Source organism: Actibacterium ureilyticum, from assembly GCF_002285435.1.
Taxonomy (GTDB): Bacteria; Pseudomonadota; Alphaproteobacteria; order Rhodobacterales; family Rhodobacteraceae; genus Actibacterium_C; species Actibacterium_C ureilyticum.
In genome coordinates this window covers 1,194,041-1,218,741 of record NZ_NSBT01000037.1, presented here as the reverse complement: position 1 = coordinate 1,218,741, position 24,701 = coordinate 1,194,041, and the positions used below count along the sequence as shown (strand labels likewise).

Annotated in this window: 22 protein-coding genes; 20 read left to right on the top strand and 2 right to left on the bottom strand. The window is 66.1% G+C overall.

Annotated elements, in window-relative coordinates; translation table 11 throughout:
* The first annotated feature begins 73 nt into the window (after positions 1–73).
* The 11 genes from CLM60_RS19040 (at position 74) to CLM60_RS18990 (ending at position 11,465) form a co-directional block, all read left to right on the top strand.
* Positions 74–430 (top strand): roadblock/LC7 domain-containing protein, encoded by a 357-nt coding sequence (locus CLM60_RS19040; protein WP_095590646.1) that lies wholly within the window; start codon positions 74–76, stop codon positions 428–430.
* Between the two features lie 124 nt (positions 431–554).
* Positions 555–2,522, top strand: a complete 1,968-nt coding sequence (locus tag CLM60_RS19035) for a dynamin family protein (RefSeq protein WP_095590645.1) — start codon at positions 555–557, stop codon at positions 2,520–2,522.
* The gene (locus CLM60_RS19030; RefSeq protein WP_141246561.1) at positions 2,519–3,721 is read left to right on the top strand and encodes a P-loop NTPase family protein; all 1,203 of its coding nucleotides are present in this window, start codon (positions 2,519–2,521) and stop codon (positions 3,719–3,721) included. Before CLM60_RS19035 ends, CLM60_RS19030 begins: the two co-directional genes overlap by 4 nt.
* Complete coding sequence (locus tag CLM60_RS19025; protein ID WP_095590643.1) at positions 3,718–5,844, top strand: dynamin family protein; 2,127 nt, start codon at positions 3,718–3,720, stop codon at positions 5,842–5,844. The genes CLM60_RS19030 and CLM60_RS19025 overlap by 4 nt, the downstream gene beginning before the upstream one ends.
* 10 nt (positions 5,845–5,854) lie before the next feature.
* Positions 5,855–7,228 carry a dynamin family protein gene (locus CLM60_RS19020; protein ID WP_095590642.1) on the top strand — a complete coding sequence of 458 codons (1,374 nt, stop codon included), beginning with the start codon at positions 5,855–5,857 and terminating at the stop codon, positions 7,226–7,228.
* Between the two features lie 119 nt (positions 7,229–7,347).
* Entirely contained in the window at positions 7,348–7,674 is a 327-nt protein-coding gene (locus CLM60_RS19015) for a hypothetical protein (protein ID WP_141246560.1), read from the top strand.
* Positions 7,675–8,004: 330 nt separating this feature from the next.
* A complete protein-coding gene (locus CLM60_RS19010; protein ID WP_095590640.1) occupies positions 8,005–8,964 on the top strand; it encodes an FAD-dependent oxidoreductase in 960 nt (319 codons plus the stop codon).
* Positions 8,942–9,139, top strand: a complete 198-nt coding sequence (gene thiS, locus CLM60_RS19005) for a sulfur carrier protein ThiS (RefSeq protein WP_095590639.1) — start codon at positions 8,942–8,944, stop codon at positions 9,137–9,139. Before CLM60_RS19010 ends, thiS begins: the two co-directional genes overlap by 23 nt.
* Positions 9,140–9,142: 3 nt before the next feature.
* Positions 9,143–9,907 (top strand): thiazole synthase, encoded by a 765-nt coding sequence (locus CLM60_RS19000; RefSeq protein ID WP_095590638.1) that lies wholly within the window; start codon positions 9,143–9,145, stop codon positions 9,905–9,907.
* A 2-nt stretch (positions 9,908–9,909) separates the two neighbouring features.
* The gene (locus CLM60_RS18995; protein WP_095590637.1) at positions 9,910–10,500 is read left to right on the top strand and encodes a thiamine phosphate synthase; all 591 of its coding nucleotides are present in this window, start codon (positions 9,910–9,912) and stop codon (positions 10,498–10,500) included.
* Positions 10,497–11,465 carry a HesA/MoeB/ThiF family protein gene (locus tag CLM60_RS18990; RefSeq protein ID WP_095590636.1) on the top strand — a complete coding sequence of 323 codons (969 nt, stop codon included), beginning with the start codon at positions 10,497–10,499 and terminating at the stop codon, positions 11,463–11,465. The genes CLM60_RS18995 and CLM60_RS18990 overlap by 4 nt, the downstream gene beginning before the upstream one ends.
* 65 nt (positions 11,466–11,530) lie before the next feature.
* On the opposite strand, the gene CLM60_RS18985 is transcribed toward CLM60_RS18990, so the two are convergent.
* Both CLM60_RS18985 and CLM60_RS18980 read right to left on the bottom strand, forming a co-directional pair.
* Positions 11,531–13,657, bottom strand: coding sequence for a TonB-dependent siderophore receptor (locus CLM60_RS18985; protein WP_245848489.1), 2,127 nt, complete (start codon positions 13,655–13,657; stop codon positions 11,531–11,533).
* 115 nt (positions 13,658–13,772) lie between these two features.
* Complete coding sequence (locus CLM60_RS18980) at positions 13,773–14,633, bottom strand: helix-turn-helix domain-containing protein (RefSeq protein WP_095590634.1); 861 nt, start codon at positions 14,631–14,633, stop codon at positions 13,773–13,775.
* Positions 14,634–14,753: 120 nt separating this feature from the next.
* On the opposite strand from CLM60_RS18980, the gene CLM60_RS18975 reads away from it, so the two are divergent.
* The 9 genes from CLM60_RS18975 (at position 14,754) to CLM60_RS18935 (ending at position 24,599) form a co-directional block, all read left to right on the top strand.
* Positions 14,754–15,734, top strand: a complete 981-nt coding sequence (locus tag CLM60_RS18975; RefSeq protein WP_095590633.1) for an ABC transporter substrate-binding protein — start codon at positions 14,754–14,756, stop codon at positions 15,732–15,734.
* Entirely contained in the window at positions 15,731–16,675 is a 945-nt protein-coding gene (locus CLM60_RS18970; protein ID WP_176473929.1) for a FecCD family ABC transporter permease, read from the top strand. Before CLM60_RS18975 ends, CLM60_RS18970 begins: the two co-directional genes overlap by 4 nt.
* Positions 16,672–17,610 carry an iron chelate uptake ABC transporter family permease subunit gene (locus CLM60_RS18965; RefSeq protein ID WP_141246559.1) on the top strand — a complete coding sequence of 313 codons (939 nt, stop codon included), beginning with the start codon at positions 16,672–16,674 and terminating at the stop codon, positions 17,608–17,610. The genes CLM60_RS18970 and CLM60_RS18965 overlap by 4 nt, the downstream gene beginning before the upstream one ends.
* On the top strand, positions 17,610–18,380 hold the full coding sequence (locus CLM60_RS18960) for an ABC transporter ATP-binding protein (protein ID WP_095590630.1): 771 nt from the start codon (positions 17,610–17,612) through the stop codon (positions 18,378–18,380). The genes CLM60_RS18965 and CLM60_RS18960 overlap by 1 nt, the downstream gene beginning before the upstream one ends.
* The gene (locus CLM60_RS18955) at positions 18,377–19,546 is read left to right on the top strand and encodes an MFS transporter (protein WP_095590629.1); all 1,170 of its coding nucleotides are present in this window, start codon (positions 18,377–18,379) and stop codon (positions 19,544–19,546) included. The genes CLM60_RS18960 and CLM60_RS18955 overlap by 4 nt, the downstream gene beginning before the upstream one ends.
* A 351-nt stretch (positions 19,547–19,897) precedes the next feature.
* Entirely contained in the window at positions 19,898–21,415 is a 1,518-nt protein-coding gene (locus CLM60_RS18950) for an OpgD/OpgG family glucan biosynthesis protein (RefSeq protein ID WP_245848483.1), read from the top strand.
* The gene (locus tag CLM60_RS21025) at positions 21,412–21,588 is read left to right on the top strand and encodes a hypothetical protein (protein ID WP_176473928.1); all 177 of its coding nucleotides are present in this window, start codon (positions 21,412–21,414) and stop codon (positions 21,586–21,588) included. The genes CLM60_RS18950 and CLM60_RS21025 overlap by 4 nt, the downstream gene beginning before the upstream one ends.
* 19 nt (positions 21,589–21,607) lie before the next feature.
* Entirely contained in the window at positions 21,608–23,404 is a 1,797-nt protein-coding gene (gene mdoH / locus CLM60_RS18940) for a glucans biosynthesis glucosyltransferase MdoH (protein WP_095590627.1), read from the top strand.
* Positions 23,391–24,599, top strand: coding sequence for an OpgC family protein (locus CLM60_RS18935; RefSeq protein ID WP_095590626.1), 1,209 nt, complete (start codon positions 23,391–23,393; stop codon positions 24,597–24,599). The genes mdoH and CLM60_RS18935 overlap by 14 nt, the downstream gene beginning before the upstream one ends.
* Positions 24,600–24,701: the final 102 nt, after the last annotated feature.

Genomic DNA, 24,701 nt, shown 5'->3' with positions numbered 1-24,701 from the left:
CTCGTTTGTGCCCAAGAAAGAACATTTCGACCGATGAAAACCACAACATCGTAACCATTAACGGAATATTAACATGTCTACCGATATCTCTGAGCTGAAAAACGTCGCTGGCTTCATTGGCGCATGCCTTGTCGACAGTGAAAGCGGTCTGATGCTGGCGGCCGAGCAGGGCAACGCCAAGTTCGACCTGGAAGCAGCCGGTGCTGCAAACACCGAAGTCGTTCGCGCCAAGAATGCCGCGATGAAGGCCTTGGGCCTGGACGATCACATCGAAGATATCCTGATCACCCTGGGTACCCAGCTGCACCTGATCCGCCCGCTGGCGTCGAACCCGGCCGTCTTCGTCTACCTGGCCGTCGACCGCAAGACCGCCAACCTGGGTATGGCGCGCCTGAGCGTGAAGCAGGTCGAAGGCAAGCTGAAAGTCTAAGCCTTTCTGATATTCCTTGTGGCCCGGCCCCGACGGCCGGGCCACAAAAAAACGTTTTGTATCACGAGTAACAGCAGGTCATCTCTGGGTTCGAGGGGCTTCTGCTGCAGCGGAGGCGCCACCTATGACATCGGATGAGTCCGTCCAGAAGAATCACGGCGAGGGTTTCGAAGAGCTGAACGCTTTTTGGGACGATTTGTCTGATCTTGAGGTCAAGCTTCAGGACTTTTCGGAATGCGCGCTGAGCTTTGTCGAGGATCCGCTGGAGCGTGTCCTTGAACAGATCCGCTCGTTCGAACCTTCGGTCAGCGTCATCGGTCAGATCAAGGCCGGCAAGAGCACGCTGATGAATGCGCTGGTCGGCAAGACCGATCTTCTGCCGTCGGACGTGAACCCCTGGACCTCGGTCATCACCTCTGTCCACCTCAACAGCCGCTACCGCCCGCCGAACACCCGGGCGCTGTTCCGCTTTTTCGACCAGCATGAATGGGACCGCCTGGTGGCAACCGGCGGCCGTCTGGGCGAAATGGCCGATCGCGCGGGCTTCGAGACCGAAGTCGAAGAGGTGCGCGCGCAGGTCACCGAGATGCGCCAGACCACCGAAGAGCGTCTGGGCGACGAATTCAACACGCTGATCGGCAGCAGCCACGCCTATCCCGAGATCGAGAAGGACACCGTCGACCGCTATATCTGCTATGGCGATCCCGACGAACTGGCCGAGGGCGCAGACGAAGGCGTCTATGCCGATCTGACGAAATCGGCGGACCTGTATCTGGATCTGCCGGGCTTCCCGCAAGGTCTGTGCCTGCGCGATACGCCGGGCGTGAACGACACCTTCATGATGCGTGAACAGATCACGCTGAACGCCATCTCGGACAGCCGTGTCTGTGTTGTCGTCCTGTCGGCGCATCAGGCGCTGTCGACGATGGACGTGGCCCTGTTGCGGATCATCTGCAGCGTCGAGGCGCGCGATGTCCTGATCTTCGTCAACCGGATCGACGAACTGCCCGATCCCGTGGGCGAGCAGGCCAAGATCCGTAGCTCGATCAGCCGCACGCTGAACCATCTGGGTGTCGGCGACGATATCGAAATCCTGTTCGGTAGCGGCTATTGGGCCAATTGCGCGCTGGGCGATATCGACGCGATGATGCCCGCCAGCAAGGCGTCGCTGGAACGCATGAACGACGGCACCGACCTGGCCACGCCCGAGGCGCTGCGCCAGGCCGCGATGGAGGCATCGGGCATCCCCGCGCTGCACCGGGCCATCGCCAATCGCGTTGTCCACGGCCAAGGCCTGGCATTCCTGCGCGACATCGAGACCCAGATCGAAAACATCCTGAGCATGAGCGAGACCGTCGAAAACGTCGCCGCGCGCCGGGATGCCGATCAGTTCGAGTTCACCTTCACCTCGGCCGAGCTGTCGCTGAAGCTGGCCGATATCCGTGACAAGGCGCTGGGCGATTTCGACACCCGTGCGGGCGAGGTGCGCGCGCATCTGCGCGAGCGGCTGGAGCGGGCACAGATGACCTTCGTCGCCTCGGCGGTGGAGGCGCTGCAATCGCATCTGGAAACCTTTGGCGAAACCGGGTCGTGGGACCACGATCCGACCAGCCTGCGGATGATGATGAAAACCGGGTTCAACGCGGCCTGCGCCAAGCTGCGCCGCGAGGGGGAATCGGCGTTCGATCAGATCGTCGAGGACGTTCAGGACCTGTTGCAGAGCGAAATGGGTGTCTTCCGCGAAGGCGCCAGCATCGAGTTCCCGGAACAGGCGCAGCACAAGCCGCCGACCGTCCTGGCGCGGACGCTGTCGCTGGACCTGCAGGGGACCTGGTGGCGGAAATTCTGGCGGTTCGGCAAGAAGAATGCGGCCGAGAAGCGGTATCGCGAGGTGATCATCTCCGAGACCACGCCGCTGATCGAGGACCTGCTGAACGACTTTTTCGATCCGGCAATCGCCAACACGCGCGAGGTGATCGAGAACTTCGCGATGGATCAGTCCATGTTCTGCAAGGCGATCCTTGAAAGTTTTGAAAATAAAGAAAAAACGGGCAGTGACTGGGGTGCACAACTAGGGAAGCTGTCGGCATGAAAAGACCTGAAGGAACCACGAAAGCAGATCCGTCTTCGGCAAAACGCAAGCCACGCGTCCTGATCGCCGGAGAGTTCAGCGCCGGCAAGACGCAGTTGATCAACGGCCTTCTGGGTCAGATGATCCTGCCGTCGAACGTGACATCGACCGCATTGCCGCCGGTGTGGATCATGCAGGGCGGGGATGCGAAATCCGCTGTCGATCTGGATGGCCAGGTGCAGGAACGCGACGGGTTCGACGGTATCTCTGTGTCCGAAACCCTGTATTGCATGCTGGGGTCGGGCTCCGATTTCCTGGACACGGTCGAGCTGATCGACACCCCCGGCAACTCGGACCCCAACATCCCTTCGGAATGCTGGGAGCGGATGCTGGACTATGCCGATGTGGTGGTGTGGTGCACGAATGCCACCCAGGCGTGGCGTCAGAGCGAGAAGGCGGTCTGGGACGAGATGCCCGGCCATCTGCGCGCCAACGCGACCCTGCTGATCACCCATGCGGACCGTCTGCCCGATACCCGCGCCCGTGACCGCGTGCTGCGCCGGACGAAGCGCGAGGCCGGAAAGTATTTCGACCATTTCATGCTGGCGTCGCTGCTGGATACCGATGATCTGGCCACGGTGCGTGCGCATATCCTGGAGATGGCCGAAACGCTGGACGCCTTCCCCGGTGCCCGCAACGATACCGTCAAGACCTTTGCCGAGGCATCGCGCAAGCGGGCCGTGCAGGCCGACGCAACGCCGGTAAAGCCGCGCCGTGTCAGCGCCGCCCGCCGCAAGGCCGACGAGGCCGAGGCGCAGGACGCGCCCGAAGCGCAGACCGAAGAGGTCGCCGCGACGCCCGAGGCCGAAGCGCCGAAAGATGCGCCTGCCGCGCCGCTTGTGCTGACCGCGCCCGCGTCCGAGGTCGGGGAAGAAGCCGTCCGCACGGCCACCATCCTTGCGCTGAACCCCGCGGGCGCCGATCTGTCCGACGCGGCCGGCAAGGGTCCGTCCGGCGGCAAGGCGCGTGCCCTGTGGGCTGAAATTTCCGATGGTGTGGACGTGACCGACGCCCAGGCCCTGTTGTCTTGTGTAGAGCGTTTCATCGACCAGCTCGATGAGGCGGATGTTTCCCTGGAAGACGATTCCGACGAGGACGATGCCGAAGTTGGCTCGGTCCATGATCAGATCCAGAGTTTAGTGAGTAGGAGTCAGGTATGAAGATTGCGCCGAAGCAGCGCCAGGAACTGGATTTCCTGCGCGACACACTCGAGAACCTCGAAAAATTCGCCGGCCGCGATACTCGTCAGAACTTCCGCGATCTGCGTGAACGTCTGGACAACTGGGCCGCGCGCGTTGCCGTGATCGGACAGGTGAAGGCCGGGAAATCGACGTTTCTGAACGCGTTCCTGCACCAGCATGATTTCCTGCCCTCGGATGTGAATCCGTGGACCTCTGTCGTGACCAACATCCGCATCAACGTGCCGACCGACCCGATCTCGGGCGCCCGGTTCGAATTCTTCGATGACAGCGACTGGGAAGAGATCGTGAACGGCGGGTCGAAGATCCGCAAGCTGACCGAACAGCTTCTGCCGGGTTTCGACACCGAGGTTCTGCGCCAGCAAAGCGCCGAGATGCGCGACCGGGCCGAACGCCGTTTGGGCAAGCATTTCAAGACCCTGCTGGGCACCCATCACGATTACGACTTTCTGTCGCCCGACCTGCTGAAACGCTATGTCTGCGCCGGCCCCGGCTCGCATGACGGGCTGGCGCGGGAATCCCTTGGCCGGTATGCGGCCTTGACCAAGGTGGCCAATGTCTACATGCGGCTGCCGGAATTCCAGGTGCCGACGATCCTGACCGATACGCCCGGCGTGAACGACCCGTTCCTGGTGCGTGACGAATTCACTTGCCGCAGCCTGGACCATTCGGACGCCTTTATCGTGGTGCTGTCGGCGCATCAGCCGCTGACGGATGTCGATGTCGCGCTGATCCGGATCCTGGCCAAGCAGGATTCGAAAGAGGTGATGATCTTCGTCAACCGCATCGACGAGCTGGACAATTACAGCGTCGAGCTGCCGCGCGTGATGAGCGACGTGGAAAACCGGCTGAAGGCCGCGATCCCGGACATCGATTTCACCCTGCTGGCGGGCAGCGGCTACATGGCCGATCTGGCCATGCGCACCGATCCTGAATCCGAGGCCGAAATCCGTGAGCTGGACAGCCCCGAGCTGCACCGCTTCCTGGAGGCGACCTATCGGCAGGTGCCCGAAGATCCCCGTGACCGTCTGATTCTGGCGTCGGGCCTGCACGAGGTGAAATCCGCCCTGTCGACGCTGATCGACGAGGGTCTGGGCAGCCGCCATCTGGACCAGTTCCGCAGCGACATCCGCGCCGAGCTGAACGCGGTGCAATTCGTGACCAAGCGCGAGCGGGATTCGTTGCAGCAGCAGGTCGAAAGCGTGAACAGCGAAGTCGCGGCCATGGTCGTGGAAGAGATGGAAAGCGAGATCGCGGACATCCAGTCGGTTCAGGCCAATCTGGAATCGAACCTGGAAAACGCGAACCAGCAGATCGAAAAGGTCCTGAACAAATACTGGTCCAAGCTCGAGGCGAAGCTGGTCTTTCACATCGAAACCTTCGTCGACGAACAGAAACCGGTGTTCGAGGAACGTGTGTTCCGGTCGAATGTCACCGGCAGCAACGGCAACACGCTGGATATCAGCACCTTGCCGCTTCAGGGCCGGATGGAAAAGGAAGTGGTGCAAAGCTATGCCAAGTCGCGCGCGTCCATTGACGTGCCGCTGAGCAACTGCATCGAAGCCTGCCGGCAGGAGATCAAGGAGCATTTCGACGATGCGCTGGAAAACATCTCGCTCGATGACCTGCCGTTCGATGGCTTCAACTCGACGCTGACCCTGGCCAAGCAGACGCTGCGCGTCGATCTGGTCAGCGGGCGCGGCTGGGCGTTCTGGCGTCAGAAATCGATCGATGTCGACAAGTCCATCGCGGCGCTGCGCAGCATCGCGGCACTGGAACTGCGTCCGCCGATCGAAAAGATCCTGTCGGCCTATAACGAGGCGCAGGTCGAACGCGCCAGCGCCGGTCTGGCCCGGATCCAGACCATGCTGCGGATGGTCGAGGTCGGCCTGACCGAGCGGACGCACCGCCTGAAGCAGACCAAGGCCGAGTTCGAGCAGATCGCCAAGGATCCCCAGATGCAGCAGCGGATGGTGTACCGGATCCAGAGCCAAATGGAGGTGCTGGAACGGCGCCTGCTGAACCTCTCTGCCATGGACAGCGCCATCGCCCGGTCCGACATGTTGGACGCCAAGGTCGCATAGGAAATTCGTTATGAAATCTGAATGCTATGATCTTGGTGCCGAGATGGGTACGAAGCCAGTTCGTGTCGTCATCTGCGGCGAGGTCAGCTCTGGCAAGTCGACTGTCCTGAACGCGTTCCTGCGGGACAATGCGCTGCCGGACAACCTGGGCAGCGCGGTGCGCCCGGTCGTCTATTTGCGTCAGGGCGCGGCCAGTGACGTCGATGTCACCTATGCCGATGGTCAGAAGGGCAAGCTGGACAAGGCCGAGGATGTCCAGATGTTGCGCGGCGCGCAGCAGATCAGCCTGCTGTCGGACCAACCGCATCTGAACGGCCTTGAATTGATCGAGGTCCCGTTTACCAAGGCCGAGGAACTGACGCCGGATCAATTGGATCTGGTCGGGTCGGCGGATGTGATCGTCTGGGTGACGATCTCGTCTCAGGCCTGGCGGCTTACGGAAAAATCCATTGTAGAAGCCCTTGGTTCGGCACGGCCGGACCACGGCATCCTTGTATTGACCAGAGGTGATAAGATCCGAAACGATAATGACCGTGACAAGCTGCTGTCGCGCGTGAAGCGCGAAACCAGCGATTTCTTTCAGCACCACATGTTCGTCGGCGGATCCGGCAGCCAGATCGAAAAGGCCGGGAAGTCGGACAAGATCTGGCAGGCCATCGGCGGCGCGAAATTGGCCGCGCTGCTGGGCGGCTATGTGACGGAACCCGCCCCGGCCGAGGCCGAGGTCACCGAACAGGGGGCCGACGGGTCGAACATCGTGAAGATGGACCGCTACAAGAAACCGGCCAGCGAAGAGACCCCGGAACAGACCGCCGAAGCGCCGGTCGACACCGCAGCGGACCCGGCGCCCGCCGTCGCCGAAGAACCCACCGTATCGGCAGAGCCGGTTGTGGAAGAGCCGACGGTTGCGGAAGAGCCGATTGTGGATGAACCGGCAGCCGTGGAAGAAACGGCCGTTGCCGCAGAACCGGCCCCTGCCGAAGACGTCGCGCCGGCCGCCGAAACGGACGCGCCCGAACAGGGCGGCGACCTGGTTTCCACGCTGCGCTCGCTGGTCGAAAACATCGCGCACAGCGCCTGTTCGGGCTTTGTGCCCAATGCCAGAAAAGGCGAATGTGTGGTGCTTTCGGGTGACAGCGACCGGGCCGAGGCCGCGGCGAAAGCCTGCTGCGCGTCCTGCGATATCCTGGTGCAGGCCTATGCCCCCGATACCGGCATGTTCGAAGCCTGTGCGATTTTCAGCGACGAAAATGTCCTTATTTTTCAGGATATTGCTGATGTTGGCCTGTTGTTCATCATGGGCGACAAGAAAAGCCTGAACATCGGAATCGCGCAACGCACCATGGACCGCCTGGCGGCGGCGTGTCAGGCGGCCTCTGCCTGACTGTTTCCCTGAGCGATTATCACTGTTGCAGACTCGTGCATTGTTAAGAGCCTGCGCTCCGTTATCCTTAACGTGCTGTCTCCGGTGTGAGGCGGCTTTTCAGGTGGGGATATTGGTGGATGGCGTCGAACTGGACACAGATGGGTGGCGAATTTTGGGGGCCATGGGTCCTGCATGATGGCAGGGGCTGTCCCGTCCCCGCCGGAACCATCGTCGAGGTGGTGTCCGAAGACCGGTTCGGCTTTGCGATGCGCACGATCTCGACCGTGACCGGCGGCAGCTATTCGTCCTGGAACTGGGACCATTTCCCCGAGTTGAAGCGCATCATCCGCTATCGCGAGAAGAAGCCCAAGGGCTTGCAAATCCTGGAAGAACAGCTTGTCGTCGACGACGCCCCGGTTGCGCCCAGCCGGCCCAAGGACGTGACGCCGCCCGCGCTGCGGTGATCGAGCGGCTTGTGAAGCGCATCAATGCCTTCTAACATCCCCGCTTGCAGGGGAGTCCCGCCCAGGGGACTGAGAGGCTGACGCGGATGGCAACCATCCGGGTGAGGCGACCCTTTGAACCTGACCCAGTTGACACTGGCGTAGGAAGCTGAGGGCGCGTTGCGGGTTTCCGCCTTTGCGATCCCGGCTGAAGGGCGCGTTGCCGCGTCCCGGCCACCTTCCCCCGCCCGGTTCGTCTTTGCTGTGTCGTGAACGCGAAGGATAGCAGATGGGCCTGTCCCCCTTTGGACGACTGCCGCAACCTTGTCGCCGTGCCTGCCGGATGGGCGCATGATCACCGTTGCGGGCGCCGGTGTTGCGGGCCTTGCCTGTGCCTATGAACTGGCGCGGGCGGGCGCACAGGTCACCGTGTTCGAGGCCAGCGCGGCAACTGGCGACGCCGCCGCGTCCTGGTGGGCAGGCGGCATGCTGGCCCCCTGGTGCGAGGGCGAGACCGCCGACCCCGAGGTCGTGCGCCTGGGCACCGGCGCAATCGACTGGTGGGCGGGGATCACGCCGGTCACGCGGCGCGGAACGCTGGTTCTGACGCCCCCACGCGACCGGTCCGAGCTGGACCGTTTCGCCCGCCGCACCCAGCGCCACCAATGGCTGAATGGTGCGGAAATCGCACAGCTTGAACCCGCGTTGCAGGGCCGGTTCCAGCGCGGGCTGTTCTTCCGGGACGAGGCGCATCTGAACCCGCGACGCGCGCTTGCCGATCTGGCCGCGGCCGCGCGCGCATCGGGGGTCGAGATCCGCTATGGCACCCCGGCGCCCGACCGGGTCGATGTCGATTGCCGGGGAATGGCGGCGGAATTGACCGGGCTGCGTGCGGTGCGCGGGGAAATGGCCGTGATCGACGCGCCGGGGGTCGAGATCACGCGCACCCTGCGGCTGTTGCATCCGCGCATCCCGCTTTACCTGGTGCCGCGCGGAAACGGCCGGTTCATGATCGGGGCGACGATGGTGGAAAGCGCCGCGCGCCATCCGGTCACGCTGCGCTCGATGCTGGAACTGCTGGGCGCGGCCTTTGCGCTGCATCCCGCCCTGGCCGAGGCCAGCGTGATCGAAACCGGCGTCGGCCTGCGCCCGGCTTTTGCCGACAACCTGCCGCGCCTGACACGGGTCGGCGCGACCTATCACCTGAATGGGCTGTATCGCCACGGGTTTCTGCTGGCCCCCGCCCTGGCGGGCCAGCTTGCCCGGACCATGAGCAAGGAGACTGTCGATGAAGATCCTGGTCAATGCTGAACCGCGCGACATCCGCGCCACCAACCTGGCCGATGCCTTGCCCGAGCTGGGCTTTGACAGCCCCGCTATCGCCACCGCGCTGAACGGGGATTTCATCCCGCGCGCCGAGCGGGCCGCAACCGCCTTGGGCGAGGGCGACCGGCTGGAGGTTCTGGCGCCGATGCAGGGGGGCTGAGCGATGGATCTTTACGGAACCGAATTGTCGTCGCGGCTGCTGCTGGGCAGCGCGCAATACCCCTCGCCGGCGCATCTGGTCGATGCGATCTCCGCCAGCGGGTGCCAGATCGTGACGGTCAGCCTGCGGCGTGAAACCGCGTCGGGCACCGGTGCGGGGTTCTGGGACCTGCTGCGCGAAACCGGCGTGCGGATCCTGCCCAACACCGCCGGATGCCACACGGCGGCCGAGGCCGTCACGACCGCGCGCATGGCCCGCGAGATTTTCGCGACCGACTGGATCAAGCTCGAGGTGATCGGCCATTCCGACACGTTGCAGCCCGATGTCTTTGGCCTGGTCGAGGCCGCCCGGACCCTGAGCGACGAGGGGTTTCAGGTCTTTCCCTATACGACCGACGATCTGATCGTCGGCGAGCGGCTTCTGGATGCGGGTTGCGATGTGCTGATGCCGTGGGGGGCGCCCATCGGTTCGGCGCAGGGGTTGCGCAACCCCGATGCGCTTCGGTCCATGCGGGCGCATTTCCCCGGCGTGCCGCTGATCGTGGATGCCGGGATCGGGCGCCCGTCGGATGCGGCCATGGCGATGGAGCTGGGCTTTGACGCCGTGCTTTTGAACACCGCCGTCGCGCGGGCCGGCGATCCGGTCGGCATGGCCCGCGCCATGGCCCTGGCGGTTCAGGCGGGGCGGGCCGGGTTCGAGGCCGACCCGATCGAACGCCGCGACATGGCGGTGCCATCCACCCCGGTGCTGGGCTTGGCAGAGCTGTGACGATGGAGCGGTTCTATCCCATCGTGGGGGATGTGGATCTGCTGGCGCGGATCGTCCCGCAGGGCGTGCGGCTGGTCCAGTTGCGACTGAAGGATTGCGACGATGCGCAGATCCGGGATCAGGTGGACCGGGCGCGCGCGATCTGCGCGCAGCATGACGCCCAGCTGATCGTCAACGATTACTGGCAGGTGGCGCTGGATCTGGGTTGCGATTTCGTCCATCTGGGGCAAGAGGATCTGGACACCGCCGATATTCCCGCGCTGCGCCGTGCGGGGGTGCGGTTCGGTCTGTCGACCCACGACACAGCCGAGCTGGACCGCGCGTTGGGCTTCGATCCGGCCTATGTCGCGCTGGGGCCGGTCTATCCGACCTTGTTGAAAAAGATGAAATGGGGGCCGCAGGGGCTGGACCGGGTCAGCGACTGGAAACGCCGCGCCGGGGCTGTGCCGCTGGTGGCGATCGGCGGGCTGACGCCCGCGCGCGCGCCCGGTGTCCTGAGGGCCGGGGCCGACAGTGTGGCGGTCGTCACCGACCTGATACAGGCGGACGACCCCGCCGCGCGCACGCGCGAATGGCTGAAGGTTTGCGCATGACGGACCGCTATATCCGCCAGATGGCCGTGCCGGGGGTCGGTGCCACGGGCCAGGCGCGGCTGGCCGGGGCGCATGTGGTCGTCATTGGGGCCGGGGGGCTGGGCTGTCCGGTGCTGCAATACCTGGCAGGGGCCGGGGTGGGGCGGATCACGCTGGTCGATCCCGATACGGTCGAGGAAAGCAATCTGCACCGGCAGCCGCTCTACCGCATGGCCGATCTTGGCCGGCCCAAGGCCGAGGCCGCGCGCGACGCGGTGCTTGCGCGCAACCCCGGCATCACGGTCGAGGCACAGGTCGCCGCGCTGACCCCGCTGACGGCGCCACGGCTGGTCGATGCGGCCGATGTGGTGGTGGATGCGGCGGACAGTTTCGCGGTGTCCTATACCCTGTCGGATGCCTGTCTGGCGGCCCGAACGCCGCTGATATCGGCCAGCGTGCTGGGACAGGCGGGGTATATCGGCGGCTATTGCGGGACGGCGCCATCGCTGCGCGCGGTCTTTCCCGAACCGCCCGCAACCGGGGCGACCTGTACCACCGCCGGGGTGCTGGGGCCAGTGGTGGGGATGTTCGGCACGTTGCAGGCGCAGATGGCGCTTCGGGTGTTGCTGGGCGACGGGGCGGCGGTGCTGGGCCGGATGATCACCGCCGATCTGGCCGACATGCGGTTCGGCGGCTTTGCGTTTCTGGGCAGCCCCGAACCGGCCGAGGCCATTCCGTTCATCGCCCGGCAGATGCTGCGCGACGACGATCTGGTGATCGATCTGCGCGGCACGGACGAGGTGGCGCAGCCGCTGACCACAGGGGCCCTGCGCATGGGGGCTGCCGATCTGCGCCACTGGCAACCGCCGCGCGACCGGCGTCTGGTGCTGTGTTGCCAGTCGGGCCTGCGCGCCTGGCAGGCGGCGGACGATCTGAGCGCGCGGGGCTGTGGCGATCTTGCGCTTCTGGCCGTCAGCGCCGGTTGAACGCAATCGGGCCGGGCCGGGGATACCGGTCCGGCCCGCGCCGTTGAAGCCCCTTAGTCGGGCGGTCAGAATTCCCGCGTGATCGCCAGCGAGATCTCGCGCCCGCTGCCATAGGAACAGACATATTCCGTCTGGCACCCGGTCACGTGGCGCTTGTCGGCAAGGTTGGTGATCGCCAGATCTGCGGTCAGACCGTCGCCGAACGCATAGGACGCGCTCAGATCCACCAGGGTGAAACTGTCCACTTTCAGCGTGTTGGCGGCGTTGGCGAAGGACGCGCTTTGGTGGCGCAGCCCCGCGCCCAGCGTCAGACCGTTGCCGAACTCATAGAACGCGGCCAGCGCGGCCTCGAAATCCGGTGTCAGGGTGGGGGTGTTGCCGATCAGGCTGGCATCGGAGTCGGCCCGGATCTCGACATCGGTCCAGGTCGCCGCCCCGCGCAGGCTCAGGCCATTGTCGAACGCATAGCGCCCCTCCAGCTCCACGCCGGTCGAGCGGACCTTGCCGATCTGGTCATAGCCGGTGAAGAAATTGCCGGTCTGCACATTCTCGCGGTCGATCTGGAACGCCGCCGCGGTCAGCCAGAAATTGCCCCCGCCCGGCATCCATTTCACGCCGACCTCCCACTGATCGCCGCTTTCGGGTTCGGTGATCCCATCGGCGGGCGATACGATGATCGGGTCGAAAAAGGTCGAATAGGTCAGATAGGGCGTGACGCCATTGTCGAACGCATAGGCCAGCGCGGCGCGGCCCGATGTGGCGTTGTCGTCGCGGTCGAAGCCGCTGGCGCCGTCCTGATCGGTCTGCACCCAGTCATGGCGCAGGTTCCCGGTGGCGATCCAGCCCTGGCCGAAACGCACCTGGTCTTGCACGTAAAGCCCGATCTGGTTCTGCGTGGTCGTCGCATCCTGATAGGGGGCGAACAGCACCGGCGTGCCGGGGTCGGTCACATTGGCCACGGCATTGCTGCCAAAGCCCGATTGCTGCACCTCGTCGATCACATAGCGGCGCATGTCCAGCCCCACCAGCAGATCATGGCTCACGCCCGCGCCGCCATCGATGGTGCCGTAATAGCGCAGGTCCGCCTGCGCGGTACGGGTGCGGGTTTCGTGGTGAAACGCGATCAGGCTCAGGCTGCCATCGGCATCCGTCGGCGTGGTTGCATAACCGGCGTAACCATAGGGATAGTAATAGCTTTCCTGAAGATCCGCATAGCCCAGCCGGCCGATCCCGGTGAACTTGAACCCGTTGTCGAACGCATGTTCGACAATCGCCGAAACCGTCGCCTGCTTGCGCTCGTAATCGTCCCAGTCGGGGTCCGAGAAATTGGCGTCATCGTCGATATAGCCGAACTCGGCGGTTCTTTCGACCGTGCCGTAATAGGGCAGGAAGGTCGACCCGTTATGCTTTTCGCTGGCCCGATGCAGGTTGGCCAGCAGGGTGATTTCCGTGCCGCCCTGAGTGGCGAATTTGAACGACGGCGCCAGGGTGCCGCGCAGCCCCTCGTTCAGGTCGTCGTATTTCTGGCCGCCTTCCAGCCGCCCGGTCACGCGCCAGGCCCGGTTTTCGTCCAGATCCTCGCCCAGGTCGAACTCCAGCCAGCCCGCGCCCGCGTCGTTCACCCCCAGGCTGGTCTCGCCCACATGCCCGCCGGGCCGTTTCGAGACATAGTTGACCAGCCCGCCCGGGTTCGATCCGCCGTAAAGCGCCGACGAGGCGCCGCGCAGCACCTCGATCCGCTGCAGCGTATAGGGGTCGATATAGAAAGAGCCGAAGGCAAAGGACAGGTTCTGCGCATTGTCCAGATAGGTGCCCGTCTGATCGGCCTGAAACCCGCGGATGCGCAGCCAGTCGTAATCGCTGTCATCGCCGAAGACATCGGTGGTCACCCCGGCGGTATAGCGCAGCGCCTCGGACGCGCGGTTGGCGCCGAACGCCTCGATCCCCTCGCGGCCCAGGACAGAGACCGATTGCGGCACCTCCGACAGCAGCACCGGCACTTTCGAGCCGGTCGCGGTGGGCGGGTTCGTCTGGTCGCCCTCGACCGCGGTGTTCGAATCCTCGAACGTTTCCAGCACCAGCGTGCCCAGATCGTAGGTGTCCTGCGCCCGCGCCTGATACGGCAGGGCGGTGCCCGTCAGCAGCAGCGCCATCGCGGTCGGTTTCAGATGTCGCGTCTCGTGGAATGCCACGTGTTCGCCCCCTTGTTGTTCGAATGGATGTCGCGGGCGCGGCTGGCACGAAACCCTCTGGCTGCCCGATCTAGGATGGCCTCAGGTACGAAGCGCGCGCGCGATCTGTCTTGGATCATCGGCCCGGGCGGTCGGCCCGGTGTTCGATCATCCAAGATTTCGGGGTCTGGCCGGTCTGCGCCTTGAAAACCCGGTTGAAATGGGCCTGATCGGCAAAGCCGCAGATATCTGCGATCTCGGCCAGCACGGCGCCCTGCCGCATCAGGTTCTGTGCCTGATGACAGCGCAGGCCAAGCACCCAGCGATAGGGCGACTGCCCGGTTTCGGCGCGGAAACGCAGGTTGAAATTGGTGCGCGACATGCCGGCGACCGCCGCCAGGGTGTCCACCGAAAGCTTGTCATGCAGGTTCGTTTCCGCGTGATGGCGCACCGCCGCGATCCAGTCGGGCGGCGCGGTATCGGCCAGGGTCGTCGCGCCGGGGGCCTCGTGCAGAAGCTCCAGCAGGATCAGATGCGCCAGGCGTTGGGCGTGGTCGGGATCGCGATGCGGCGCCAGGCACTCCCGCGCCAGCAGCTCTGCCAGCGACGCGATGGGCCCGATTTCGGTCAGGAACACCGGCGCGGCGACGGCGGCGGCACTTTCGGACAGGCTGCGCAGCATCGGGCGGGTGATGTGAATGTCCAGATGCGCCAGATCGCCGGGCTGGTCGACCCGGCTCCAAAGCTCCACCCCGGCGGGGATGAAACAAGCCACGGCCGGTTGCCCGGCGCTCTGGCGGTCCAGCGCAAGACGCAGCCGGGCGCCGTTCATCATCACCACCACGCGGGGATGCATCGACACATACCGCCCGCTGGCCCCGGTCTGGGCATGCACCTGCCAATAGTCCACGGTCATGCCGTCGAAGACCAGGTTGCACAGCGGACCGGCCAGATCGAAGCCGCGCACAGCGGCGTACATTTTGGGATGAAACCCCATGACAGTTTCCCACCTGACAGTTTTTGGACGATCGAACCAGGTGGGTGAGTCTTGTCTTGACCTGCCTGCCTTGGGGTGAAAGGCACCCGCAAACTAGCCTTTTGAACGGAGAGAGTCGATATGCTGCGGGTCTTGTTGTTCTGGGTTCTGGGGGCGATGGCGCCCCTGGCCGCCGGGGCGCAGCAGGTCGAGATCGCCCATCGCTGGGGCGTTACCCGTATCGAGCACCCCCCGAAGCGGATCGTGACGCTGTCCTTCAACGGTGCCGACAACTGGCTGGCCATCGGGGTCCGGCCCGTGGCCTATCGCGTGTGGTATGGCGGCGATGACACCGGGCTGTGGCCCTGGGCGGCGGGGCGGATTGGCAACGGCATTCAGCTGCGCGGTGAGATCGACATGGAGGCCGTGGCCCGTCTGGAACCCGACCTGATCGAGGCGATGTATTCCGGCCTGACCGAGGCGCAATATCGCAGCCTGTCGCGTTTCGCGCCCGTTTTGCCGCCGCTGCCGGGCGTATCGGATTTCGGCCATGACTGGGCCGAGATGCTGACCACCTTCGGTCGGGCCGCGGGACGGCAGGAGCAGGCGGCAGCGGTCGTCGCGGACCTGCGTGCCCGGATCGCCCGCGGCGCCGCGCCGCAATGGGCGGGCAAGACCGCCACGCTGGCGCTTGCGCAGGGGCCGATGGTTCTGTTTCCGCGCGACCCCAGAATGAAGCTCTTGTCGGATCTGGGCTTCCGGCCGCCCGATGCGCTGCGGGCGCTGGATCTGGGCGGGTTCTATGCCGCGCTCGATCCCGAAACCATCGCGCCGCTGGATGCGGATCTGTTGCTGTGGCTGGATTTCGGCGGTGGTGTCGGCCCGGTTCTGGATCACCCGATGCGGTCGGTGATGCCTGCGGCCCGTCAGGGGCGCGAGCTTGTGGCGCCGCCCGATGTCAGCGCCGCGCTCAGCTATGGCTCGGCCCTGTCGCTGGAGCACGCGCTGACATGGTTGACCGCCGCAATCCCGGCGGCGCTGGATGGCGATCCCCGCACACCCGCCCCTTCGGCACAGGCGGCGGGCCTGACCGCGGACACCGGCACGGGGGCCGGGGAATGAGGGCGGTGGGCGCTTTGCTGGCGATGCTGGTCATCGCGTCGCTGCTGATCGGACCGGGCGGTCTGGTGGTGCCCTTTGTCGCGCCGACGGGGCGCGAGGCGACCGATGCCCTGTTGTTGCAGATCCGCATCCCCCGGACGCTGGCCGCCCTGCTGTCGGGCATAGCGCTGGGCGCGGCGGGGGCGGTAATTCAGGGGCTGACCCGCAACCGGCTGGCCGATCCGGGTTTGCTGGGGGTGAATTCCGGTGCCGCGCTGGCGCTGGTGGCGATGGTTGTCTGGCTGGGGCCGCTTCCGGCGGGTGCGCGGGTCGTGCCGGTTCTGGCCGGGGCGGGGCTGGTTTCGGGCGCGATCGTTCTGCTGGGCCTCAGGGCGGGGACCGGGCTGGGCCTGATCCTGGGCGGTGCGGCGCTGGCGGGGATGATGGGCGCGGGGCTGCGTGCACTTGTGCTGCTGGACCCGCTTGTGCTCGAGGCATGGCGCCGCTGGATCGTGGGATCGGTCGACCGGGTCGCGCCGGATGCGCTTTGGGCGGGGGGTGCGCTGTTCCTGCCGGGGGCGGTTCTGGCGGCGATGTGCCTGCGGCAGCTGGATGCGCTGGCCACGGGCGATGACATGGCGCGCGCCCTGGGCACGCGGGTTGTGCGGGTGCGGGTGCACGCGATGACGGCGGTGGCGCTTTTGTCGGCCAGTGCGGTGATCGTGGCCGGGCCGCTGTTGTTCGTCGGGCTGGTCGCGCCGCAGATGGCCCGACTGCGCGGCGCGGCAAACCATGCCGAACAGACCGTGCTGGCCGCGCTGATCGGCGGCGCGCTGGTCGTCGGGGCCGATATACTGGGCCGTGTCGCCATACCCGGCATCGCCATTCCGGTGGGGTTGAGCATCGCGCTGATCGGTGGCCCGGCGTTGATCTGGCAAGTGTCCCGGCGGTGGGCGATATGACCCGCCCGGCGGTGACATTCGGCCTTTGTGCCGTGATGCTGGGCCTGGCGGCGGCGCTTTTGCGCGTGGATGGCCCGTTGGGGCCGGGCGCGACGGATCGGCTGATCCTGCTGCATATCCGGCTGCCCCGGATGCTGCTGGCCGGGCTGACCGGCGCGATGCTGGGCATGGCGGGCAGCCTGCTTCAGACGGTGCTGCGCAATCCGTTGGCCACGCCCGATGTCATCGGTTTCGGCGGCGGGGCGGCGGCCGGGGTCGCGGTCAGCATCGTGACGACCGGGGGGCTGGCGCTGGTGCTGCCAGCCGCGCTGGTGGGTGGCGGGCTGAGCGCGGTGCTGGTGCTGGGCCTGACTTGGCGCAACGGGGTGCAGCCGCTGCAGCTGGTGCTGGTGGGGGTTGCGGCGAACCTGATGCTCTTTGCCCTGACCGATGTGCTGCTGTCGCTTGCGCCGGGCCTGCAGGCCGGCGAGACGGCGCGCTTTCTGACCGGCAGCTTCGCGGCGGCGCATTGGCCCGCGGTGGCCTGGGCGGCTCTGGCCTGTGCGCTGGCCGGGGCGGTGGCGCTGGCGACCGGCTTCGGCCTGTCGCGGCTGGACATGGGCGACGATCTGGCGCGCAGCCAGGGGCTGAACCCGTCCCGCCTGCGGCTGGTGGCCATCGTGCTGTCGGCGGCGCTGACATCGCTGGAGGTGGGGCAAAGCGGCCCGCTGCCCTTCGTCGCGCTGCTGGCCGGTCCGATCGCGCGCCACCTTCTTGGGGTGGGCGGCCCGGCGATCTTTCACGCGGCGCTGGTCGGGGCGGCTCTGGCGCTTGCCGCCGATCTGGCGGCGCATCTGCCTATTGGCGGCACGACCTTGCCTGCGGGGCTTTACACCAGCCTGGTGGGTGGCCCGGCCATGCTGGCGATCATCCTGATGTCAAAGGAGCGTTCGTGATGGCGCTGAGCGTATCCGGCCTGCGGCTGGCCCTGTCGGGGCGTCCGATCCTGAACGGCATCGACCTTGCCATTGCGCCGGGGCAGGTGACGGCCCTGATCGGTCCCAACGGGTCGGGCAAATCGACCCTGTTGCGCAGCATGGCGGGGCTGCAGCGCCCCGATGCCGGGCAGGTCGCTTTGAACGGTGCGCCGGTGGCGACGATCCCGCCACGCGAGTTGGCGCGCGCGCTGGCGTTTCTGCCGCAATCCCCGATCCAGCCCGAGGGCAGCACGGTGCGCAGCCTGGTCGAGCGGGGGCGCACGCCCTATCTGGGCACCTTCCGCCCGATGACGGCCGCCGACCGCCGGGCGGTCGACCGGGCCATCGCGCAGACCGGGCTGGGCGATATCGCCGACCGCCGCGCCGCGACCCTGTCCGGCGGGCAGCGCCAGCGCGCCTTCATCGCGATGACCCTGTCGCAAGAGACACCGGTGCTGCTGCTGGACGAGCCGACGACCTATCTGGACCTGCCGCATCAGATCGAGCTGCTGCGCCTTGTCCGCCGGATCAATCGCGAGATGGGGCATACCATCGTGATGGTGCTGCACGATATCAACCTGGCCTGTCGGCACGCCGATACCATCGTCGGGGTGCGCGACGGCCGCATCGTGCTGGACGGACCGGCGGCGCAGGTCATCACCCAGGACGGCCTGCGCGTGTTGTTCGCGGCGGATCTGCGGGTCATCCAGCCCGGGGCGCAGGGCGCGCCGATCGTCCTGCCGGAATGAGGGCCGCGCGCCATCGCCTGTCGCTGGGTCTTGGCCTGGCCTCGTTGTCCTTCGGCAATGCCATCCTGGTCGCGGTGCTGCTCCCCCTGTCGTTGGAACTTGGCCTGACCGAGGTCGAAGCGGGCCTGATCCTGTCGGTCGGGGCGATGATGGTGCTGCCCACGGCGCCGTTCTGGGGCGTGCTGGCCGACCGCCGGGGGCATCGCCCCGTGTTCCTGATCGGTGTCATCGGCGGCGCGCTGTCCTTTGCCGCGCTGGGGCTGCTGATGTGGCTGGGGCGCGCCGGGCTGCTGGGCGCGGGGATGCTGTTTCCGCTGCTTGTTGCAACGCGGGCCGTCTATGGCGGGGTGGCCAGCGCGGCCCAGCCCGCCGCCATCGGCTTTCTGGCCGCAGCGACCCCGGTTGCCGGCCGGTTGCGGGCGATGTCGCTGCCCGGCGTGGCCTTCGCCATTGGTGCGCTGGCCGGGGGCGCGCTGCTTTGGGGGCTGGTTACGGTTCTGGGCCTGATCGCGCCGCTATTCCTGGTGGCGGCGCTGGGGTTCCTTCCGCTTTTGGGCGGGACGTGGCCAAAGCCCGCCCCGACCGCGCCGCAGCCGGTGGCCGGGCGGGCAGGGCGCATGACGGCGCTGGTCGGGGCCGCGAGCATCGCGCTTGTCGGGGCCTGCATGGTCCAGAGCGCGCTGCCGCTGATCCTGCAGGACCGTGGCGGGTTTGGCCCCGAGCAAACGGCGCGCATGACGGCGCTGGCGGGGCTGATCGCGACGGGCGCGTCGCTGTTGGGGGTAAAGCTGGCCGCATGGTCGCGGATCTGCGCGGTCCAGGTTTCGCTTGTCGGCCTGGTGGTGGCAGCGGTGGGGCTGGGCGCGATGGGCGCGGCGCCGGGTGCTGCGGGCACGATCCTGGGGGCGGCGCTGATCGCGCTGGGGTTTGGAATGTTGACCCCCAGCCTGCAATTCCTGGTCTCGATCGGCGCGGTCTCACAGGGCCGCGCGGCGGGGCAGCTTTCGGCGGCATCGGCGGCGGCTTGGATCGTGGGGCCGACGGCGGGGCTGTACTTGGCCGCGCAGCCCGCGAAGGGGGGTGTTCTGATCGCTGCCGGGGCGTGTCTGGTGCCGCTGGCGGGCGTCCTGCTGTCGCGACGGATGCCGCGGAACCGCCCCGTGTAAGCGCGGTGGCGGCTGAGTCGGTTCAATTGCCCGTCCAAGACGTTGTTGATACGAATTTTTGCACATTATTTGTGCAATATTTACAAGAGCGAGACCTGCGACCGGCCCCGCAAATCGGTTTTGAGCGGGACGCCGCCGATATTTGCGTGCGAAACAGGCAAATGCACGCGCGTGTGGCGGTAACCACTTGAATATTCTGCGCCGCGGCACGAATTTGCTCTGATAACTCAGGAAGTTGGGGTAATTAACTTGTTCCACCCGTTTCGCGAGCATCGCCGCTGCGGCACGCGTCGCGCTGTCGTGCTGGGCCTTTTGTCATCTGCTGCCATGACGACACTGGCCACCCCCCGTATGGGACACGCGCAGACCACCACCGATACGCCCGCAACCGAACTGCCACAAGGGCAGGCGTTCTCTTATGACTGGCTGACCGAAACCATGCGCGCGGCGGCTGCACAGCCGCCGAAAGCGGCGGAAAAGGTCGGCGGGTTTCTGGCCGAATTCGACTATGACGACTATCAGCGCGTGCGGTTCCGGCGCGACAAGGTCCGCTGGGCCGAGCCCGAGAATACGCCGTTTCACCTGAACGCCTTTCATCTGGGCTGGCTGTTCAACGAACCGGTGCATCTGAACGAGGTCGTGGACGGTGTCGCGACGCCGATGCGGTTTTCGACCGACGATTTCGACTATGCCGATGTCAAGGCCGAGATCCCCGGCAATTTCGAGATGCCGGGCGTGGCCGGGTTCCGGCTGATGACGCCGTTGAACCGCGCCGACCATTTCGACGAACTGGCGGCGTTTCTGGGCGCCAGCTATTTCCGGGCGCTTGGGCGCGACACGGTCTATGGCCTGTCGGCGCGCGGGCTGGCGGTGAACACCGGCATGTCGGGCGGCGAGGAGTTTCCCCGTTTCACCGATTTCTGGCTGGACCGTCCCATGCCGGGCGCCGAAACCGTGACCGTCCATGCCGCGCTGCGGTCGCGGTCGGTGACGGGCGCCTATCGCTTCGTTTTGCGCCCCGGTGCGACGACCGTGGTGGACGTGACCGCGCGGCTGTTTTTGCGCGAGGATGTGCAGCAGCTTGGCGTTGCGCCGCTGACATCGATGTTCCTGTTCGGCGGGGCCGATCCCGGCGCGTTTGAGGATTTCCGCCCGGCGGTGCATGACAGCGACCACCTGATCCTGAACACCCGCGCGGGCGAGACCTTTGTCCGGCCGCTGGTCAATCCCGGCCGGTTGGGCAACTCCTATCTGGCGGCGGAAAACCCGGTGTCATTCGGGCTGGTCCAGCGCGAGCGCGATTTCGACCAGTACCTGGATGCACAGGCCCATTACGAACGCCGCCCGTCGCTGATGGTCGAACCTGTCGGCGACTGGGGCGAAGGCACCGTGCGCCTGCTGGAGATCCCGTCCGATCTGGAAGGCAACGACAACATCGTGGCCTATTGGGTGCCGGGCGGCGATGCCCGCAAGGGCGACAGTTTCGAGCTGTCCTATCGCCTGCATTGGGGGTTGAACCCGCCGGGCGACCGGGCGCGCGACCTGGCGCAGATCCTGCGCACCCGCGTCGGCAAGGGCGGCGTCGCCGGGGTCGAGGGCGAGACCGACCGCGTCAAGTTCGTGATCGACTTCGAAGGTGGGCTTCTGTCGGAACTTTCGCGCGAGGCGGACGTTACATCCAAAGTGACCGTCATTCGCGGCGACCTGAAACAGGCGATTTTGTCGCCCATCGAAGGGACTAGCATGTGGCGGCTTGTGATCGAAGCCGTACCGGCGGGCGAGAAGACCTCGATGGAGCTTCAGGCCGCCCTGTCCGGCTATGGCAGACTGCTGAGCGAGACATGGCTCTATCAATGGGGGACGAAATGACAGAACCGCTGCATGATGCAGGGGCCAGGACAGCCCTGAAATACGACGATCCCGAAACCTGGGCCCCGCGCGAGGCGCCGTTGGACATGCCCTGCCAGGATATCGAACCGCGGCTGCGGCTAATCGATCTGGCGCAGGTGCTGCGCCTGATCCTGCCGGGTCAGCGGATCTGACCCCAACCCGAGGTTCGGCGTGACAAGACGCTCCTACATACCGTCCGACGCCAAGACGATCTGGATACGCGCCATCGCCATCGGCTTTGCCGCTTTCGCAGCGATTGGCGCGTCGGCCCTGATTGTCGAGGCTGGCTTGCAGGACGGGTTCCAGATCTGGGACGCGCTGCGTTTCGTACTGATCCTGTTGACCACGGGCTGGCTGGCCTGGGGCGCGGCGCTTGGCCTGACCGGTCTGTTGCCGCGCCGCAAACCCGCCGCCCGCGCGGCGGGGCCGTCGGCATCGGCCACCGTGGTTCTGGTGCCGATCTGCAACGAGGATCCCGTTGCCACATTCGCGCGCATCGCCGCGATGGACCGGTCCATCCGCCAGACCGGCCAGACCTTGGATATCGTGATCTTGTCCGACACCCGCGCGCCCGAGGCGCAGGCCGCCGAACAGGCCGCGTTCCGGGTGCTGATCGCCGAAACCCGTGGCGCCGACCATATCTATTACCGCAACCGCAAGGATAACCGGGGCCGCAAGGCCGGCAATGTCGAGGATTTCATCCGCACATCGGGCGGCGCCTATGACTACGCGGTGACGCTGGACGCCGACAGCCTGATGTCGGGTGAGGCGTTGCAGCGCATGATTGCCCGCATGGATGCCGACCCCAAGCTGGGGCTGTTGCAGACCCTGCCGCAGATCACCGGCGCCCGCAGCTTCTTTGGCCGGGCGATGCAGTTCGCATCGGCCTTTCACGGGCCGGTCTTCACCCGTGGTCTGGAACGGATGCAGGGCGCGACCGGTCCCTATTGGGGGCACAACGCCATCATCCGCGTCACCGCCTTTGCCCAATCCTGCGGTCTGCCCACGCTGTCGGGCAAGCCGCCCTTTGGCGGCCATATCCTGTCGCATGACTATGTCGAGGCCGCGCTGCTGGCCCGCAACGGCTGGCGGGTCGAGGCCGACAGCACCATCGGCGGCTCGTACGAGGAAGGCCCGGAAAACATCATCGCCTATGCCAAGCGCGATCGCCGCTGGTGCCAGGGCAACCTGCAACACATGCGCCTGCTGCTGGCGCCGGGGCTGGCGGGGTGGAGCCGCTATGTCTTCGTCCAGGGCATCTTTGCCTATCTGGTGTCGGTCTTCTGGGCGGTGTTTCTGGTCACCACCGTTGCGGGCACCGTTCTGGCCCCGGAACCCGATTACTTCCCCGAGGCGTACCAGCTGTTCCCGGTTTTCCCGTCCGACCGCAGCCGCGAGATCATGGCGCTGGCGCTGGGCATCATCGGGCTGCTGATCCTGCCGAAATTCGCGATCCTGGGCGCCGCGGCGGCGCGCGGCCGCACGCAGGGCTTCGGCGGTACGGGCCGGGCATTCCTGTCGGTGGTGATCGAGATCCTGCTGACCTCGGCCCTGGCGCCGGTCATGCTGGCGTTTCAGACCAAGGCGGTTCTTCAGGTGCTGTTGCGACAGGATGGCGGCTGGCCCGCCAGCGCGCGTGGCGAAGGCGCGCTAACCCTGGTCGAGGCCGCGCGCCCGTCGCTGTGGATCGTCACGACCGGCCTGATCGCGCTGATCGCGACCTGGCATATGGCGCCCGACCTGATGCCGTGGCTCTTGCCGGTGACGGTGCCGATGATCGCGGCGCCGGTGCTGATCGCCTGGTCATCGCGCCCCGTGGGCCGCAACCATTTCCAGGTGCCGGAAGAGCGTGACATCCCCCCCGTGGTCGCGGCATTCCGCGAAATCCACGGCCGCTGGCGCCAACAGATCGACGGCACCGATGCCGTCGCCCCGATGGCCGCCGGAGCAACACATGTCGCGGCTTGATCCCCCCCGGGGCGCAGCTGTACCGCGCCCGCGCGATCCCCGGATCGACCTGTTTCGCGGCCTGCTGCTGGTGATGATCTTCGTCGATCACGTGCCGGGCAACTGGTACGAGAACCTGACCCTGCGCAACTGGGGTTTTTCCGATGCGGCCGAAAGCTTTTTCGTGATGTCGGGCATGGCGGCCGGGTTGGCCTATTCCGGCGGGGTGGTGCAATGGCGGGCCCGCGGGCTTTGGCACGGGATCGCCCCGGTCTGGAAACGGGCCTGGACGCTGTATGTCACGCATATCTTTCTGACCATGGCGGGGATCGCGATCTTTGCCATCGCGGCCGAGGCGTTTGGGCTGACCGCGCTGCTGGGCAAGAACAACCTGCGGCAGGTTTTCGAAAATACCGGCCCCGCCATCATCGGGATCGTCACGCTGGGCCATCAGATCGGCTATGTGAATATCCTGCCCGCCTATTCTGTGCTGCTGCTTGCGGCGCCCTTTGCGATCCTGCTGGCCTTGCGCGCGCCGCTTCTGCTGCTGGTGGGGGCGGTGGCGCTGTGGTTCGTGACCGGGCTGCTGCGGTTGAACATCCCCGCCTATCCCAATCCCGGCGGCTGGTTTTTCAACCCCTTTGCCTGGCAGCTGATCTTTGCCATCGGCCTGCTGACCGGGGTGGCCCTGCGTGATGGGCGACGCTTCGTGCCGGTCAATCGCGCGCTGTTCGGCCTGGCCGCGGGGTGGCTGGTGGTGGTGCTGGCCTGGCGCTATGTGCCGGGGTTCGGCCCGGCGATGAACCACGGCATGGCCAAGCTGGGGGCGCTGGGCCTGCCGTTTCACATCACGTCGCATGACAAGACCTTTCTGCCGATGCTGCGGCTTCTGCATGTGCTGGCGCTGGTCTATGTCGTGTCCTGCCTGCCGCTGATCACACGGCTCAGCGCCCATTCCCTGGCCGAGCCGTTGCGGGTGATGGGCCGTCAGGGGCTGTTGGTGTTTTCCGCCGGTGCACTGCTGTCGTTGGCGGGGCAGGCGGTTCTGGCCTATTTCGACGATGTGGCGATCCTGCCCTGGCTTTACATCCCGGCGGGCACGGTCGCGCTTTGGGGCATGGCATGGCTGGGCGACTGGAAACGGCGCAAGGCCCGCGCGCCGCAGCCCGCCGAACAGACCGTTGCGGCCCCGATCCCCCCGGTGGCGGCGGAATAGCGGGACTGCCGAAGCGGTGGGATCGCCCCGCCGCGCGCCTTGTTCACCCCCCATTCATTTACGTTTTGGTAACAGATGGGAATGCGCGCGCCCTGTTGGCCC

Coding starts and splice junctions, on each gene's coding strand:
- CLM60_RS19040 (WP_095590646.1), top strand. CDS start 74: ATGTCTACCGATATCTCTGAGCTGAAAAACGTCGCTGGCTTCATTGGC.
- CLM60_RS19035 (WP_095590645.1), top strand. CDS start 555: ATGACATCGGATGAGTCCGTCCAGAAGAATCACGGCGAGGGTTTCGAA.
- CLM60_RS19030 (WP_141246561.1), top strand. CDS start 2,519: ATGAAAAGACCTGAAGGAACCACGAAAGCAGATCCGTCTTCGGCAAAA.
- CLM60_RS19025 (WP_095590643.1), top strand. CDS start 3,718: ATGAAGATTGCGCCGAAGCAGCGCCAGGAACTGGATTTCCTGCGCGAC.
- CLM60_RS19020 (WP_095590642.1), top strand. CDS start 5,855: ATGAAATCTGAATGCTATGATCTTGGTGCCGAGATGGGTACGAAGCCA.
- CLM60_RS19015 (WP_141246560.1), top strand. CDS start 7,348: ATGGCGTCGAACTGGACACAGATGGGTGGCGAATTTTGGGGGCCATGG.
- CLM60_RS19010 (WP_095590640.1), top strand. CDS start 8,005: ATGATCACCGTTGCGGGCGCCGGTGTTGCGGGCCTTGCCTGTGCCTAT.
- thiS (WP_095590639.1), top strand. CDS start 8,942: ATGAAGATCCTGGTCAATGCTGAACCGCGCGACATCCGCGCCACCAAC.
- CLM60_RS19000 (WP_095590638.1), top strand. CDS start 9,143: ATGGATCTTTACGGAACCGAATTGTCGTCGCGGCTGCTGCTGGGCAGC.
- CLM60_RS18995 (WP_095590637.1), top strand. CDS start 9,910: ATGGAGCGGTTCTATCCCATCGTGGGGGATGTGGATCTGCTGGCGCGG.
- CLM60_RS18990 (WP_095590636.1), top strand. CDS start 10,497: ATGACGGACCGCTATATCCGCCAGATGGCCGTGCCGGGGGTCGGTGCC.
- CLM60_RS18980 (WP_095590634.1), bottom strand. CDS start 14,633: ATGGGGTTTCATCCCAAAATGTACGCCGCTGTGCGCGGCTTCGATCTG.
- CLM60_RS18975 (WP_095590633.1), top strand. CDS start 14,754: ATGCTGCGGGTCTTGTTGTTCTGGGTTCTGGGGGCGATGGCGCCCCTG.
- CLM60_RS18970 (WP_176473929.1), top strand. CDS start 15,731: ATGAGGGCGGTGGGCGCTTTGCTGGCGATGCTGGTCATCGCGTCGCTG.
- CLM60_RS18965 (WP_141246559.1), top strand. CDS start 16,672: ATGACCCGCCCGGCGGTGACATTCGGCCTTTGTGCCGTGATGCTGGGC.
- CLM60_RS18960 (WP_095590630.1), top strand. CDS start 17,610: ATGGCGCTGAGCGTATCCGGCCTGCGGCTGGCCCTGTCGGGGCGTCCG.
- CLM60_RS18955 (WP_095590629.1), top strand. CDS start 18,377: ATGAGGGCCGCGCGCCATCGCCTGTCGCTGGGTCTTGGCCTGGCCTCG.
- CLM60_RS18950 (WP_245848483.1), top strand. CDS start 19,898: ATGGGACACGCGCAGACCACCACCGATACGCCCGCAACCGAACTGCCA.
- CLM60_RS21025 (WP_176473928.1), top strand. CDS start 21,412: ATGACAGAACCGCTGCATGATGCAGGGGCCAGGACAGCCCTGAAATAC.
- CLM60_RS18935 (WP_095590626.1), top strand. CDS start 23,391: ATGTCGCGGCTTGATCCCCCCCGGGGCGCAGCTGTACCGCGCCCGCGC.